This is a genomic window from Lactobacillus sp. M0403 (genome assembly GCF_016101265.1).
GTDB lineage: Bacteria > Bacillota > Bacilli > Lactobacillales > Lactobacillaceae > Lactobacillus > Lactobacillus apis.
In genome coordinates this window covers 1-16,922 of the sequence record NZ_JACFQV010000002.1, presented here as the reverse complement: position 1 = coordinate 16,922, position 16,922 = coordinate 1, and the positions used below count along the sequence as shown (strand labels likewise).

At 35.9% G+C, this 16,922-nt stretch carries 11 protein-coding genes, 5 tRNA genes and 1 riboswitch; of the genes, 4 read left to right on the top strand and 12 right to left on the bottom strand.

Annotation, left to right across the window (positions count from 1 at the left end):
* Positions 1-124: 124 nt before the first annotated feature.
* Both H3T48_RS02635 and leuS read right to left on the bottom strand, forming a co-directional pair.
* Positions 125-1,768 carry a polysaccharide biosynthesis protein gene (locus tag H3T48_RS02635; protein WP_198188345.1) on the bottom strand — a complete coding sequence of 548 codons (1,644 nt, stop codon included), beginning with the start codon at positions 1,766-1,768 and terminating at the stop codon, positions 125-127.
* Positions 1,769-1,863: 95 nt separating this feature from the next.
* Positions 1,864-4,278, bottom strand: a complete 2,415-nt coding sequence (gene leuS, locus H3T48_RS02630) for a leucine--tRNA ligase (RefSeq protein ID WP_187158108.1) — start codon at positions 4,276-4,278, stop codon at positions 1,864-1,866.
* A gap of 259 nt (positions 4,279-4,537) precedes the next feature.
* Between leuS and H3T48_RS02625 the strand changes: the two genes are divergently transcribed.
* The 4 genes from H3T48_RS02625 to H3T48_RS02610 all read left to right on the top strand — a co-directional run bounded on the left by H3T48_RS02625 (position 4,538) and on the right by H3T48_RS02610 (position 8,643).
* Positions 4,538-5,224 carry a phosphatase PAP2 family protein gene (locus H3T48_RS02625; protein ID WP_198188343.1) on the top strand — a complete coding sequence of 229 codons (687 nt, stop codon included), beginning with the start codon at positions 4,538-4,540 and terminating at the stop codon, positions 5,222-5,224.
* 493 nt (positions 5,225-5,717) lie between these two features.
* The gene (locus H3T48_RS02620) at positions 5,718-6,908 is read left to right on the top strand and encodes a hypothetical protein (RefSeq protein ID WP_198188341.1); all 1,191 of its coding nucleotides are present in this window, start codon (positions 5,718-5,720) and stop codon (positions 6,906-6,908) included.
* On the top strand, positions 6,905-7,516 hold the full coding sequence (locus H3T48_RS02615; RefSeq protein ID WP_198188339.1) for an ABC transporter ATP-binding protein: 612 nt from the start codon (positions 6,905-6,907) through the stop codon (positions 7,514-7,516). The genes H3T48_RS02620 and H3T48_RS02615 overlap by 4 nt, the downstream gene beginning before the upstream one ends.
* Positions 7,517-7,521: 5 nt before the next feature.
* Positions 7,522-8,643 (top strand): hypothetical protein, encoded by a 1,122-nt coding sequence (locus H3T48_RS02610; RefSeq protein ID WP_198188338.1) that lies wholly within the window; start codon positions 7,522-7,524, stop codon positions 8,641-8,643.
* 254 nt (positions 8,644-8,897) lie between these two features.
* Here H3T48_RS02610 and H3T48_RS02605 read toward each other — a convergent pair whose 3' ends face one another.
* The 10 genes from H3T48_RS02605 to H3T48_RS02560 all read right to left on the bottom strand — a co-directional run bounded on the left by H3T48_RS02605 (position 8,898) and on the right by H3T48_RS02560 (position 16,829).
* Positions 8,898-10,355, bottom strand: a complete 1,458-nt coding sequence (locus H3T48_RS02605; protein ID WP_198188337.1) for an MDR family MFS transporter — start codon at positions 10,353-10,355, stop codon at positions 8,898-8,900.
* Positions 10,356-10,384: 29 nt separating this feature from the next.
* Positions 10,385-11,584: a methionine adenosyltransferase gene (gene metK, locus H3T48_RS02600; protein ID WP_198188336.1), complete on the bottom strand. Its 1,200-nt coding sequence runs from the start codon at positions 11,582-11,584 to the stop codon at positions 10,385-10,387.
* A riboswitch (SMK box riboswitch) is annotated at positions 11,582-11,663 on the bottom strand. It overlaps the preceding gene by 3 nt.
* 68 nt (positions 11,664-11,731) lie before the next feature.
* A tRNA-Val gene (locus tag H3T48_RS02595) sits at positions 11,732-11,804 on the bottom strand.
* A gap of 4 nt (positions 11,805-11,808) precedes the next feature.
* A tRNA-Glu gene (locus tag H3T48_RS02590) sits at positions 11,809-11,880 on the bottom strand.
* A gap of 233 nt (positions 11,881-12,113) precedes the next feature.
* Positions 12,114-13,406, bottom strand: coding sequence for a PTS sugar transporter subunit IIC (locus H3T48_RS02585; RefSeq protein WP_198188335.1), 1,293 nt, complete (start codon positions 13,404-13,406; stop codon positions 12,114-12,116).
* Complete coding sequence (locus H3T48_RS02580; protein ID WP_198188334.1) at positions 13,403-14,827, bottom strand: 6-phospho-beta-glucosidase; 1,425 nt, start codon at positions 14,825-14,827, stop codon at positions 13,403-13,405. The genes H3T48_RS02585 and H3T48_RS02580 overlap by 4 nt, the downstream gene beginning before the upstream one ends.
* Positions 14,824-15,669, bottom strand: a complete 846-nt coding sequence (locus H3T48_RS02575; protein ID WP_122035593.1) for a MurR/RpiR family transcriptional regulator — start codon at positions 15,667-15,669, stop codon at positions 14,824-14,826. Before H3T48_RS02575 ends, H3T48_RS02580 begins: the two co-directional genes overlap by 4 nt.
* Before the next feature lie 222 nt (positions 15,670-15,891).
* Positions 15,892-15,964, bottom strand: a tRNA-Val gene (locus H3T48_RS02570).
* Between the two features lie 696 nt (positions 15,965-16,660).
* Positions 16,661-16,750 (bottom strand) — tRNA-Ser (locus tag H3T48_RS02565).
* Between the two features lie 6 nt (positions 16,751-16,756).
* A tRNA-Asn gene (locus H3T48_RS02560) sits at positions 16,757-16,829 on the bottom strand.
* Between the last annotated feature and the right edge of the window lie 93 nt (positions 16,830-16,922).

The following is a 16,922-nucleotide window of genomic DNA, read 5'->3' as shown; positions in this document are numbered from 1 at the left end:
CAGCATTGCAACTTTAACAAGCAATTGTTAAAATAAAGTTCCTTGGCAGGGGCAGCAAGCTAATATATTATGTTTAGCTTGAATAAGTCAAAAAACGATATTGCTATATTAGCAATATCGTTTTTTATATCCTAATGTGTAATTTTTCTAAAATTGGAACTATTTTATCTCCAAGTATTTTCTGCGCTAAATGCGATTTGATTGCAACCAGTGCATAGAAGACGCCACCAACAATTACCGCAACAAAAACAATTATTAATGCTGAAGCACGTTTAGCCGGACTTAGGAAGATTTCTAAGCCATGTTCAACTGCTAATACCAATAAGAACATGATTATCGAGAAAAATGTAATTCCAATAAAGCGGCGACTTGTCCTACTCTTATTGAAGTCAAACTCCACCTCGAGATGCTTAAATGACATAAAGATAATTACTAGCATCCCTAAATTAGTAGCAATTAATGGCCCATATACTTTAAACAAGTAAACCATCGGATACTGAACTATCATCTTAATGACTAAGCCTAAAACTAAATATTTAATTGCTAGTCCATTTTCAGACAGTCCTTGTAAAATGGCCATTAATACCGTAAAAAGTCCCAGGGTAATCGAAGTAAAGGCCGACAAATATAAGATATTCGATCCTAATTCATCAAATCCATAAAAAACTGTATAAATTGGTGTTGCAATAGCCGCCATTCCAAAAGCGGCAGGAATCATCACAAACAAAAATAAGTCTAATGTATTACTGATTTGGTCAGAAATCCCTTTAAAGTCACGTTTTGCATGTGCCGCAGACAATAATGGAATCGCCGTTACAGCCATCGCACTCGCCAATGACACAATAATCATAATCAATTTATTTGCATTAAGAGCAAAAAGTGCATACCAAGTTTCAATTGTGTTATAGCTTGCATTAACTACACTTGCTATCATCGGATGAAAAGTGTATTGATCGACCAAGTAGAACAACTGAATCCCAGCATCGATAATAATAAATGGGATTGCTTGTTCAATTATCTCGCGAAAAAGTGAAGCAGTGGAAACCTGAATTTCATTATTTGAATTATCAACTAAATAATTCAATTCCTTACGTCTAGAAAACAAGAACCAAGCTAGTACTAAAATCCCAAAAGCTGCTCCAATTGCAGCAGCCAAGTTTGACTGAACAACCGCATCAACAAAATTACCATGTTGTACTTGCATAATGATGTATGCGGTGAGTAACATCCAGATTACTCGTGCCAGTTGTTCAACAAACTGTGACATGGCTGAAGGCATCATATCAGAATAGCCTTGAAAATACCCTCGCATAATACTTAGTACAGGAATAATCAAAATGGCATACGATAGGCTACGCATTACAGCAACCTGCCGTGGATCACTACGAGATCCATTTGAAGCAAGTAGTGGGGAGGCAAAGTACATGATTGCAGCTGAGATTACGCCCAAAACAACCATCAAAACTAATCCTCTACGGAATAATTTTCGTCCTACCCCATACTCATTCAATGCATTATATTTTGCCACTTGTTTGGCCACTGCACCTGGAATGCCAGCAGTCGAAATCAAAATAAAGATACTGTAAATATTGTAACTTCGAGCTGTTAACGCGTTGGCAATGTTGCCATACGGTGACATCCAAATAAACCATGGAATAATGTAGAGGGCGCCCAATAAACGTGAGGTAATCGAACCAAAAGTCATCCACGCACTGCCTTTAACAAAGGTATCTTGCGTATTTTGTTCTTTCAAATTATTTTCTCTCATTAATTTTCCCTAAATTTATTTTACTAACTATCCTATTTTGACTGAAAAAAGGCAATTAACAACAAATCTACTTTGCACTTTAGGAAAAATTAAGTTTATTTAGCAACAATATTGACAATTTTATTTGGAACAATAATAACTTTTTTGACTTCCTTACCGTCTAAAAATTTCTGTACATGTGGTAAAGCTAGAGCTTGTTTCTCTAAGTCATCCTTGTCAGCATCCTTTGGCGCATCAAAGTTACCGCGTAATTTACCGTTGACTTGAACCATAATTTCTACTGTTGATTCAACTAGTTTACTTGGATCATAAGTTGGCCATTTAGCAAAAGTGATTGACTCATCATGACCGTAAATTTGCCAAATCTCCTCCATCATGTGTGGTGCAATTGGTGCGATTAAGGTCATGAAGCCTTCTGCATATTCTCTTGGAATTGTTTTTGCCTTTTGTGCTGCATTAATGAAGACCATTAATTGAGAAATTGCAGTGTTAAAGTGTAAGGCATCAAAGTCCTCAGTTACCTTCTTAACCGTTTCGTTATAAACCTTGTCCAATGTACCGTCATTTTCTTCAACAACGTTTTCTTGAGGAATTGCCTTCAGATCTAAGTCATTTACAAAAAGACGCCAAATTCTATCTAAGAATTTCTTAGTTGATGCAGGACCGTTGTCATCCCAATCAATTGAAGCATCTAGAGGACCCATGAACATTTCATACATTCTCAGACTATCGGCACCATATTCCTCGATAACATCGTCAGGGTTAACAACATTACCCTTGGATTTTGACATCTTGTCATGGTCTTTAAGAATTAAACCTTGATTGTACAATCTTTGGAATGGCTCCTCATTTGGTACAACGCCTAGGTCATAAAGAACCATATTCCAAAATCTTGCATACAATAAGTGACGAACTGCATGCTCAGCACCACCGATGTACAAGTCTACCGGCATCCATTTCTTAAGCAATTCGTAGTCTGCAAGCTTATTGTCATTATGTGGATCAATGTAGCGTAAGAAGTACCACGATGAACCTGCCCAGTTAGGCATTGTGTTGGTCTCACGTTTTCCTTTACGACCATTTTTATCTACCACATTAACCCAATCTTTAAGGTTAACCAGTGGACTTTCTGGGGTACCTGATGGCTTAATGTCAGTAGCGTGAGGTAAAACTAGTGGCAACTCATCTTCAGGAACTAAAGTAGTTTCGCCATCTTCCCAATGAATAACTGGAATTGGTTCACCCCAGTAGCGTTGACGACTAAATTCCCAATCACGAAGTTTGTAATTAACCTTTTTCTTACCAGCGTTATGTTCTTCAAGCCAATCAACAATTTTCTTCTTGGCTTCTTCAACATTCAAGCCGTTCAAAAAGTCAGAATCAATATGTGGACCATCTTCTGTAAAGGCTTCTTTACTGATGTCGCCACCCTTGATAACAGCCTTGATTGGCAAATCAAATTTTTGCGCAAATTCGTAATCACGCGTGTCGTGAGCTGGCACAGCCATAACAGCACCAGTTCCGTAACTACCAAGAACATAATCAGCAATCCAAATTGGAATTTCTTGATTATTAACTGGGTTAATTGCATAAGCTCCAGTGAAGACACCTGATTTAGTTTTATTTAAATCTGTTCTTTCTAAGTCTGACTTGGATTCAATTTGCTTAATGTATGCGTCAACTTCTTCTTTATGCCCGTCAGTCGTAATCTTTTGAACTAACTTGTTTTCAGGAGCCAATACGGCATAGGTAGCACCAAATAAAGTATCAGGGCGCGTACTAAAGACATCAAAGGTTTCATCCGAACCCTTTATCTTAAAGGTAATCTGAGCACCCACTGAACGGCCAATCCAGTTGCGTTGCATTTCTTTAACGTTTTCTGGCCAGTCAAGATTATCAAGTCCAGCAAGCAGACGATCTGCGTATTTGGTAATTCTAAGCATCCATTGCTTCATGTTGCGACGGTAAATTGGGTAACCACCTCGTTCTGTTTTACCATCAACAATGTCCTCATTGGCTACAACTGTACCTAAATCTGGTGACCAATTGACTGGAACTTCGGCTTCATAAGCAAGACCATTTTTATACATTTGCTCAAAAGTCCATTGAGTCCACTTGTAGTACTTAGGATCACTGGTAGAAACTTCACGATCCCAATCATAAGAAAAGCCCAATGTGTTAAGCTGCCGTTTAAAATTAGCAATATTTTCTTTGGTTACTACTGCAGGGTCTTGACCAGTTTGAAGTGCATATTGCTCAGTTGGCAGTCCAAATGCATCCCAGCCCATTGGGTGAAGAACATTGTAGCCCTCACTACGCTTCATCCGCGCCACAATATCAGTAGCAGTATAGCCTTCTGGGTGACCTACATGGAGTCCCTTACCAGATGGGAAAGGAAACATATCTAAAACGTAGTAATTTTTCTTTTTAGGATCATTACCCGTTTTAAATGTGTGGTTTTTTGCCCAATATTCTTGCCATTTTTTCTCTACAACTTTGTGATTGTACATAAATTTTACCTCATAAAAAAAGTCCTATGAAATTAATTTCATAGGACGAATAATCGCGGTACCACCTAAGTTTCATACATTTTTGCATGACACTCAAACGCTCCTTAACGCGGCTAGCCAACGAAAGATTTCATCTAGGCTCAGTTCACAATATATTTTTCGAGTCTTGCACCAACCGACTTTTCTCTATAGAAAAATAAAATCGCTACTATTTCCTAACCTTTATTTTTTGTTCAATAATGATTATAATTTACCACAAATGCTAAAAAAAACAAGGGGAGAAAGTCATTTGGATACGACAATTCATTCAAAAAGAGATACCATCATACCCGCGACGATTTTTTTAATGTTGTACGCGGTATGGGCAATATTAGTTTCAGCTGACAGTCAATTCATCCATCAGTTTGATACTGCTTTAATTGGGATAATTTGTAATAACAATCCTGCAATTATCAAATTTGCCACTACTTTTACTAATCTCGGTAATACGAGTGTTATCATGATTGAAACAATCATTTTGGTAGTGATTCTCGGAATTTTCAAAAAATATGCTTATGCATTTTTTACTGCTGGAACTATGATTGCGGCCAATGGATATAATTGGATCATTAAGCATGCAATTGCTAGACAACGTCCTTCAGTGCATCATCTTGTTGACGCACATGGATATAGTTTTCCATCAGGTCATTCCGTAGGTAGTGCAACATTATTTGGCATTCTAATTGTCTTAACTATTTTACTAATTAAAAATAAAGCCGCTAAAACAGTCCTATGCATCGTTTGGCTGTGCTTCCCACTTCTAATTGGTTATACTAGAATTTTCAATCATGTTCATTATCCATCAGACGTAGTTGGTGGCTTCTTAGAAGGAATTGCCTTTTTATTAATTGGTTACTCCTTCTTATATCACTACTATTTGGAAGCGCGAGCACAGGAAAAAATTTAGTTTAAAATAAAAAAGTTCAAACTTTTAGTAGTTTGGGCTTTTTTTGTATTCAAAATCAATCCTGAGCTAAGCAACTAATAATGTCTTTATATTCTGAATACCTCTTTAACAAATCGATTTTTTGCAACAGCTCAAGATTGTGGCAATCGCCTTCCCATCTTACTCTTGATAAGATTTAAAATTTATATTTTTGATATGTTCATCGCGTTGCATTTTTGCTTAAAAGTTAGCTAATAATTTTCTAGGTAGACGTTGCGAACTTAAATAATTTAAGCTTAATTGATTAAATTTATTTCCAATAATAAATATTATATGAACTTTTTATTGCAAAAAAAGGAAAAATAATATATTATCAAGTAACAAAATATTGACACATAAAAGCAATTGTGATAAAAGCTGTGACATATTTTTTAATATTAAAGTCATAAGAACTGCTAGATTAATAAATTGAATCTAGCAGTTTTTATTAAACCTAAACTAAGAGGTGACGAAAATGCCATATATGAAATTAAAAATTAAGCAGGTACTAAAAAGTAAATTTACCTGGATTAGTCTTTTAGCCATTTTACTCGGATGTTTTTATTTTTGGACGAAAAACTACAATTCTCGATATATTAATCCGCGCATAACGGAAGCTCGAGAAAATATTGCGGTGGAAAAGAAAAATATCAAATATTATCAAAAACAGTTAAAGAAATCTAATTTAACAAAAACGAATAGACACAAAATCGAACTGGATTTGGCAGAAAACAAGTCATCTATCAAAGAATTTAAGACATTAATTAAATCAATTCAAACAAATAAGTGGCAAAAAGCTTATCAAATCATAATAAAGCAAGAGAAATATAATCTTGCTGATGCAAAACGTAATAATGCCAATAAAGATGATTTGCTGCCACTTGAAAGTAATATTAAAAAATTACAGTATCTGGCTCGAAATAACTTACCAGAAGAAAATGAACATTATTCTGTTAAAGGCGGCTTTTTTATATTAGAAATGATGCAGGAAGTCTTACCACCTTTAGCGGTTTTAGCCGTAATTTTTATTCTAATCAAATTATACTCCTCAGGTTTTTATGATCGAATGCGTCTAGGAAATCTCTTACCACAAAGAAACCATTTATTGATTGAAGTTGGTGCTGGTTCATTAATTGGATTTGGCTATTTTTTATCAGCATTCCTGTTGATTTTTATTATTCCGAGCATATTTTTTGGTACTGGTAACTTTAAATATCCGATGATGGGTGTAGACGCAGTAGCTAAACAGAACATTTTCATTCCAATGCACCAGCTGTTTTGCCCTACTTTGATTTTAGAATTATTTAGTTTTTTGTTCATTGCAAATATGGTTTTACTATTCGTACAAATATTTAAAAACCGCTTGTTGGCATTATTCGTTTCAGTTTTTATATTAATTGGTGGGATGGTACTACCTCAATACGTAGTAGCAGCACGGAATTTTGCTCAGTTTATTCCTATGAGTTACTTTTTCTCCTTACAACCGGTAGATGGTATGTTTGGTATTAGTAATGCATATGTCTTTGCAGATGAAACAAAATTAGTCACTTACCCACAGGTTAATTTTGTCAATGGCATCCTTGTTTTAACCGTAGGAATTATTATTCTTTTACTTTTAAACTATCTCATCGCACAAAAAGCCCAAAAAGGGAGGAAAACAAAATGATTGAAATTAAGGATTTAACCCTTACATTACGTGAACCTATACTAAAAAATGCCAATTTTAACTTTCAAAATGGCAGAATTTATATGCTTCATGCACTTAACGGTACTGGTAAAACAAGCGTCCTCAGAACTATAGTTAGCTTACTTGCTCCGAACTCAGGTCAAGTCCTGTTTGACGGTAAGCCGTTTGCTAACGTCAAAAGCCAAGTTTTTTACCTGGAAACTTCTGACTGGTTTGACAAAAATCTTTCAGGCCTTGATTATATGCAATTTGTTAAAAACGAATGGCATTCACACCAGGATTTGCAGGAAATAATAAACCGTTGGGAAATGAGTAATTATATCAAAACTCCAATTAGAAAATATTCATTAGGTATGAAACAAAAACTGGTAGTTGCCCTTTATGAGTTAAGCGATGCTAAATACTTATTAATGGATGAAATTAACAATGGCCTTGACTCTGACAGCCGTCAAATTCTTTATCAGGAATTGACCAATTTAGCAAAACAAAACAAACTTATTATTATGGCTTCTCATTATCAAGATGAAGTAGCAGGAATTGTTGATGATACTCTGACTTTAAAGCACTACCAATTAGTTCGGGGATAAAGCTTATGGCCTATTTTGAATTACAATTTAAAAAAGTATTTAAAAATACTTTGACCTGGCTGATTTTAAGTATAGTGCTAATATGTGCAGGACTTATTCTAGGCTATAATGCCCTTAAAGGCGATCAAACAACAATTCGTTACCAAATAAACCAAGATTTAAGCCAGCAGAAACAGCCTCAAGCTAATTTACCCACAGTTAAAAATCAAAATAGAAACGAGCGGCAAATATTAAAAGCCTTAGATAATAAAAATTGGGGTCATGCTTATGAATTGATGATTCGCCAAAATGACAAGCAAGCAGCACAAGTCAAAATTGGCGGAGCTGATCTTAGACAAGAAATCAAACAGAAAAATGCCCGTTTAAATGCTCTAAAAAATGCAAATTTACCAGAACAAAATGAACAACATCCTAAACAAGGTTGGTTATTCCTGTTTAAACTTTCAGAAGGTTTTCTGCCTGCAATGATTGTCGCCATGCTTTGTTTTATTTTAAGTAATATTTTCGCATCAAAGTATGTCGATCATCTAAATCGTGCCATATTGTTACCAAGCAAGCACAGCGTATTACTAGATATCATTTTAGGATTACTGATTGCTTTTTCACTAACTCTTTTTATCAGCCTTTTAATCTGGGGACTTAGCAGTCTGCTCTTCGGTAGTGGCCCACTTTCCTATCCAATTCAAGGAATAACTTTACCAGGTAGTTTCAAAAGTACTTATCAACCTCTTTCTGTTTGGCTAAAACCTGCGTTTATTTTAACCGTCTTAACGTGTATTTTCATTGTGATTCTGCTACTTCTTTTAGCTCAAATTACGCGTAATCAATTAAGCTGCCTTTTCTTAGCACTATTTATACTTTTAGGTGGAGCAATTTTGCCATTCATTTTGCAATCAACCTCTGGTGGAAGTGGAATGGCACAAACTACTATAGTACAATATATACCAATGACTTACCTACTTTCGACTCAGGTGGCAAATGGAAATCTAGCAATAAGATTTAACAATCCACAGCTTAATTTTACTTTCGGCTGTAAAGTCCTCATGGTTTCAATTATCATTCTCACAATCCTTAATTTTTTATGGCCTTGGTTTTCAAAGCAAATGGCAAAGTTGACTAAAGGGTAATTGAATAATTTGGAAGCAAAAGAGACTGGGAGAAATATTTTCCCAGTCTCTTTTTGATATGTAGTTAAATCACATAATTGTTCAGACCGAAAATACATATCATCTCTAACCTTTTTATCTACACTTTCTATCTGTAATTTTTTGATATCGTCCATTATGATTTTTAGAAACCAATTTTTTTACTATAGAGAAAAGTTGAATAAACAAAAAACCTGCTGATTTGGTTATCAGCAGGTTTTTAGTCGATATTTATTTTAATCAACTATTTCTTGTTGCTTTTTATAAATACAGTTGAACACAATTGAAAGAATAATTGCTATCAAGGAAACCACATAAACGCCCTTTAATGCGCTAAACAGTACTTGACGCAATTGTGGAACCAAGTTAGCTGCCAACTCTTTAGCTTTGATAGAAGAAACAATCTTGTTCATCATTGCCTGAGTTAGATTTGGATGCTTGGCAAGTTCACTTGCCACAATCGTATTGAAAGTAATACCGTAAATCGAAACCATCATAGTTTGTCCTAAGTAGCGCATTAAGGTATTAAACGATGTTGCAACACCAACATGGTCTTGATCGACTAGAACTTGTGAGCGAACTTGTGCAGCGGTCATAATGGAACCAAAGCCAAAGCCGTTCATAGCTGCAATGATGCAAAACAGCCAGAATGGTGTCTGCATTGGAACAATCAAAAGCATAGTGTCAGCCATCAACAATAGAGTTAACATTCCAAAGAATGTTTTACGGACACCCCATTTACTTAGCATTCCACCAATTAGAAATGAACCAATTACCCACATAACTGAACTTGGTGTTACTGCAAACCCTGCAATGGTTGCTGTAGTGCCCTTAATTCCCTGCATCCAAGTCGGAATATAGAATTCAAAGCCAATAACAACTCCTGATACAAACAAGGTAATCATATTGACTGCAAGGAACTCTCTCCCCTTAAGCATCGTCAATGGCATTATCGGGTCCTCTGCGCGTTTTTCTTCACGGTAGAGCATAATTGCACTAACAATAATTAAAACTGCCAAAGCAGCTAATATTAAGCCACTGAGCGAACTCAGTTCTTGCAAAGTAAACATTACTGTCAATAGCAGAACGACCAGCCAAAATGTGCCTTTAACATCAAGTTTAGCTTTTTGCTTAGCTTTCGGTTCGCTTAAGAAGAACACAACTAGTAAAAAGGCTATCAAACCTATTGGAACATTGATGTAGAAAACCCAGTGCCATGAAAGATTCTGAACAATGAATCCACCTAAAAGTGGTGCAATAACAGAAGCTACACCCCAAAAACCAGAGTTAAGCCCCAGCATTTTAGTTCTTTTTTCTAGAGTATACATATCGGCAATAATGGTCATCGCTACCGGTTGAACAGCTCCAGAGCCAAGTCCCTGAATCACACGGAAAAGAATCAACTCAATCATGTTGTGAGCTTGGCCACAGAGTGCCGAACCGATTACAAATAAGGCTATCCCGAATAAAAAAATTGGCTTTCGACCAATGCTGTCAGCTAATTTTCCATACAAAGGAGTTGAAACAGCCGTCATGAACAGAAAGATTGAAACAACCCAATTCATGATTTCTAACCCATTTAGATCGGAGACAATGGTTGGCATCGCTGTGGAAACAATTGTGCCTTCAATCGCTGTCATAAACGTTGTCATAAAAATCGCAAGTGTAACTACAGGTACATTTGTCTTTTTCACAATTACAACTCCTTCAAATTTTCTAAAATCTATTTATTTTTATTAACAAAGTCAAGTAATTCTTGAACTTTATCGGTTCTCTCCCACGGTAAATCAACGTCAGTTCGACCAAAATGACCATAGGCAGCCGTTTGCTCATAGATTGGTCGTCTTAAATCAAGCATTTGAATGATACCTGCAGGACGAAGGTCAAAGATTTGTCGTACAGCACTTGTCAACAATTCATCACTTACCTTACCGGTATTTGCGGTATCAATCATTACTGAAACAGGATGTGCGACCCCAATCGCATATGCAAGTTGGACTTCACAGCGATCTGCTAAACCTGCTGCAACAATATTTTTAGCAACATAACGAGCAGCGTAGCTGGCACTACGGTCAACCTTTGTCGGATCCTTTCCAGAAAAGGCACCGCCTCCATGACGAGCGTAACCACCATAAGTATCAACAATAATCTTACGTCCAGTTAAACCTGAATCACCTTTTGGTCCACCTATTACAAAACGGCCAGATGGATTAATTAAAAATTTAGTGTCTTCATCAAGAAATTCTGCTGGAATTACTTTTTTAATTACTAGCTCAATCATCGCCTGGCGAATTTCTTCATTGGATACTTGATCATCTGTTTGAGTTGAAATTACTACTGTATCAACACGTTTAGGCTTTTGATTTTCATCATATTCAACTGTTACTTGTGCTTTAGCATCAGGTCTGAGCCACGTTAATTCGCCGTCTTTACGTAATTTTGCAACTTGGCGCATTAAGCGATGAGCTAAAGAAATTGGCAACGGCATGAGTTCTGGTGTTTCATTAACTGCAAAGCCAAACATCAAGCCTTGGTCTCCAGCCCCAATTTGATCAAGGTCGTCATCATCAGACTGGTTTTCACGCTTCTCAAGCGAGTGATCAACTCCCTGTGCAATATCAGGTGATTGCTCATCAATCCCTACTAAAACAGCACAGTTATTGCCATCAAACCCAAGTTCCGGACGGTCATAACCAATTCGTAGAACTGTTTTTCTAACAATGCTCTGAATATCAACATATGCACTAGTTGATATTTCACCAAAGACATAAACAATTCCCGTATTTACCACCGTCTCACAAGCTACGTGAGCTTGTGGATCCTTGGCAATAATTGCATCCAGAATTGCGTCTGATATTTGATCAGCCACTTTATCTGGATGCCCTTCAGAAACAGATTCTGAAGTAAATAAACGTTTTTCCATATTAGTCCCCCTATAGACGTCAGCTATTCGGTTACAAGGCATCTCCAAATATTGGATCCTCTCAGGACTTGAACCGATAAATATAATTATATTCGTTCTTTTTTTTGTAAAAAAAAGACTACCGTGTATTCGGTAGTCATCGAACGATGGAGGATACAGGGCTCGAACCTGTGACCTCCTGCTTGTAAGGCAGATGCTCTCCCAGCTGAGCTAATCCTCCAAAGTGACCCGTACGGGATTTGAACCCATGTTACCGCCGTGAAAGGGCGATGTCTTAACCACTTGACCAACGGGTCAGGTTCTGAATCAAAGTACATTCAATAGTATACTAGATAAAAAATGATTTGCAAGTAAAAAAATCAAAAAAAGTAAATTTGTTTGAAAACTCCTGCTAAAGCCTATTAGAGCAACAAGAATAGCTTTTACTCAATAAACGCATTGATTACAGGCAATACTAGCTGCTTTGACCAGCAACGTTTGTTATTTTACCAAAAAAGGATTAGTACTTCAAGATACTAATCCTCTTTATTTATTTCGTTGCGTTTTGCTGCTTTACCAAAAATTGATCATATTTTTTAATGAATGGCCAGTACACAATCATTGAGAGAATGATAATGACAAATTGCCATAAAGCTGTTCGCCATCCTCCAATTAAAAATCCTGAAATAATTGGTGGCGTTGTCCACGGAACCATCACGCCAGAAAACAGTGGCAAAATTCCCCATTGCATCAGTAAGTAACTAATGATTCCAACACAAGTTGGAAAAACCACAAATGGAACTAATAAGTATAAGTTCATTACAATCGGAACGCCGAAAATAACTGGCTCATTAATATTAAAAATGTTTGGAACTAGCGACAGTTTTCCAAGTTCTTTTAGAGCAGATGACTTTGAGAAAAATGTCATGTAGATGACAAGACCCATTACAATTCCTGCACCTGTCATACACAGATAATTATCCCAAAACTGTTGGGTAAAAATGTGTCCACCATTAGCGACTGTTAGTTTTTTCCCTGCATCCAAAATTGATTGGTTATCAGACATGTTAGACTGCAAAATTGGTGTCAGAATAGCGCCACAAATTGCTCCACCGTGAACACCACACCACCATAGTAATGACATTACGATTGTCATAATTACCACTCCACCAAGAGAATCAGTAATTCCTTGAAGTGGCGTTTGAATTGCTGAGTAAATTATTTCCGCAAAACTAGTTTGAGCTACAAATTTGAAGATTGCACAGATTGCTCCGGCAACAACTAAAACTGCTGCAGTTGGAATTAGTGCCATAAAAGAATTTGCTACAGCTGGTGGAACTCCATCAGGTAGTTTGATTCGCCAATCTTTTTTAACACAGTAACTATAAATAAAACCACTTAGTAAACCGACGATGATCGCACAGATCATCCCTTGACCCGCAGTCCAATTTTTTGAAATAACATTTGTAATAAGTTCTCCACCTTTAGGCTTAATTTCAGATGGCAATAGCATAATGAACGCACCGAGTGCAGCTAAACTACCTGAAAAAGGTGAATCAACTTTTTCATTTTTAATATAAGTATATGCAATACCTACTACGGCAAAAATTGCCATCAATGAAAATGAAGATTGGTATATTTGGTTAAAAACATCAGCCCAACCACTCTTAGTAATCTCATTTGCGACTGCTGGTATTGGTATGTTTGCTAAGAGCATGAACAGCGAGCCAACAATTAGAAATGGTAATACAAACATCATTCCATCTTTTAGTGCGCTAATAATCTTAGTATTGGTAAATTTCATAACCATTGGTACTAATTTATCGTTAATGAACTTTTTCATTTCTCTACCCTCACTTGATCTTTTAGACACTCACCATTAGTTTTTATAATATTTTTATACCATTCAAATGATTGTTTACGGTAGACACCTGCAGCACCTTGCTTTACTTCATCTAAATTGACATAAATAAAGCCGTAGCGCTTTTCTATCTCACCAGTTGAAGCACTAATAATATCGATTGCTGCCCATGGGGTATAGCCAATTACATCAACGCCATCAAGTTCGATAGCTTTCAACATTTGAACAACATGGCTTTGAAGATAATTTATTCGATAATCATCATTAACAGAGCCATTTTCTAACTTGTCATAAGCACCAAAACCATTTTCGACGATAAACAATGGTTTCTGATATCGCTCATAAGCAACGTTTAAAATATATCGCAGTCCGACCGGATCAATGGCCCAACCCCAGTCACTTTTAGAAACATAAGGATTAGGCTTTTCCAAAAAGTCAGCCTGAGCATTATATTCTGCAATAGTCGACTTATAGTAACTAAAGCCTAGAAAATCGACAGTTCCTTTTTTTAAATTAGCCAAATCTTCTTGTGTGATGTCTAATTTAATATTTTTGCGTTCCCACAGTTTTTTTGTATATGAAGGATAAGTACCCCTGATCTGAACATCACTAAAGAAGAAGCGCCTGTCCATTGCTTTAAGACTTGCAATTTGATCAAGTGGTTTACAACTTGCAGGATATAGGGGCCCTAAATGAAGCATACAGCCTATCTGAAGTTTTGAATCAATTTTCTTAGCTTCTTGAACGGCCAGAGAACTTGCTACAAATTGATAATGACTAATTTGATACATTGTCTGCTCTGGGTTCTCATCTTCCTTATATAAAACACCAGCACCAGTCCATGCATTGAATGGATTATCTGTATCAATCAGATTATTAATTTCATTGAAAGTCATCCAGTATTTTACTTTTTCGTGATAGCGTTCAAAGCAAACCTTTGCGTATCGTAAAAAGAAATCAATTACCCTACGATCACGCCATCCACCATAATGGTCAGCCAAATAATATGGCATTTCAAAATGCGATAGCGTAACAACAGGTTGAATGCCGTATTTCAAGCATTCATCAAAAACATTGTCGTAAAATGCTAATCCTTCTTCATTTGGCTTTTCCTCGTCACCATGTGGGAAAATTCTTGACCAAGCAATACTTAGTCTGAAACATTTAAATCCCATTTCTGCAAAAAGTTTTATTTCTTCTTTGTAATGATGATAAAAATCAATGCCAAAATGATTGGGATACTCTTCATTTGGTAAAACCCCTGCTGTTATTTTTCTAGGCGTATTTACATCACCTTTAGTCATAACATCAGTTACACTAATTCCTTTACCTCCTGTGTCCCAAGCTCCTTCATATTGGTTAGCGGCTACTGCACCGCCCCATAAAAAGTCTTTATTAATCAATTTTGTCTTTCCTTAATCTTTTCAACCTCATCTGAAGTCTCACTTACTTCAGAGTAATTATTGAGCATTTTCAACGACATCAACACGTCAAATAGGTATTGAATCGATGAAATATACACAATATTACTAAGCTCCAACGTGTTTTTAGTAGTCTTAATAACCATTGTTTCATCGCATAATCGACAAATTGAGCGCTTAACGGAATCGCACACAACAACAATTTTATAGTCCTCAGCCTTCAGTTTTTTAGCAATGCCATACATATGCTCATTATTCCCAGTATGGGTCAAAATAAAGGCTAAGGGTCTGACTTTTCTATTTCGGTATACTTTCGCATGCATCAAATTCAAAGAATCATATGCTTCCGCTTCAACACCGACTTCTTGAAAATTTAAACAAAATAATTGAGCTAACGGATAATTAAGTCCATCACCATAAATTTCAATTCTATCTGCAGTTTTAAGTAAACTAGCTACTCTATTAAGTAACTCTGTATTAAAAATGTTTTTGGTATATTTCAGAGAGTTTCGATGAACAGTTTCAATTCTATCCAAAACTTCTCTTGAAGCCTCACTGCCATTAAAGCCATTGCTCTTTAGATCATCATCTAATTCAATAATTGTGGGCAATTCAGTTGCTAATTTATATTTAAACTCAGTAAAACCGCTAACGCCTGCTTTTTGGCAAAGCCTAATTACTGTTGACGAACTCGAAAAGCTCGCTTTTGCAACCTCATGAACTGTCATTCCAAGTACTCTTTGTGGATTATTACTAATGAAATCTAGAACTTCACGTTCTTGTCCGGTCAATTTACTACTTTTAAGCATTTCGTCTAATATCATAATTTTCCTTTCGGCCGCTAAGATCAATTACTCAATCGACAACGTCATTATATCTTGTAATCGCTTTCTAATTCAATGATATCAATACTTTTGGAGTAAAGTACCAAATTGGAACAAATTTGAGACCATTTTTGAAAATAAATTCCAAAAGTTAAAATGTAAATTTTGAAAACAAAAAAGAACGCCTTAACGACGTTCTCTCTTATAAGTCTGTTTCTTTTATGGAGGATACAGGGCTCGAACCTGTGACCTCCTGCTTGTAAGGCAGATGCTCTCCCAGCTGAGCTAATCCTCCGGTCACTTGACTACGTTTAAAACTTTAACATAATATCCAAAACATGTCTAGCGCTTTTTTCCCACCTATATTTTTTTGCTCTAATTTTATTTAGTTAAAAAAGAACTAAATAAAATATTTTAAATAACACTTAGAAAGAAAAGTAAAATAGTAAAAAAACTATTTTCACAAATGTGTTAATAAATATAATAAATAACGTACACATTTTAATTACAGAACAAAAAGGAAAATTGCTAATTATAAAAAGGCCATTTATAGCCAAAAAAAATAAACAAATTCGGTTATTTGGTTTGCTCATTTAGTTATCAAATGCTATAATTCTTATTGAGTTGGCGTAGCATTACTAGTCAGCTTACATATATACTTTACTTTATACTTTATTACTTCATGTTAATATATTAATATATATAACGTTAACTAAATAAAAATACCACACGGTGTTATTTTAGTTAATCATAAAAAGAGCTTTCATGACATTTTGTTTGAAGGCTCTTTTCTTGCTTTTAGTGGAACTAACTCCACATAGTAGAAAATAGTATAACAAAAGTGTTTTAGTGCCGTATAAACTAAATTAGACACTATCAGTTTGCATATTAAGATAATTAAATACTTTTTCCTCTAGCTTAAGATCCATTATAACTTCTTACACAAAAAAACTGTCAGACATTAATCTGACAGTTTTTATTATTTAAACTACGGAGTGTGAGAGATTTGAACTCTCGATACAGGATTAACCCATATACATGATTTCCAATCATGCTCCTTAAGCCACTCGGACAACACTCCAGAATACTCCGGCTGTCAGACTCGAACTGACGACATCTTGATTAACAGTCAAGCGCTCTACCAACTGAGCTAAGCCGGAATATTAAAAAAGCACGGCAGCGTCCTACCCTCGCAGGCAGTCTCCCACCAACTACTCTCGGCGTGAAGAAGCTTAACTGCTGTGTTCGGCATG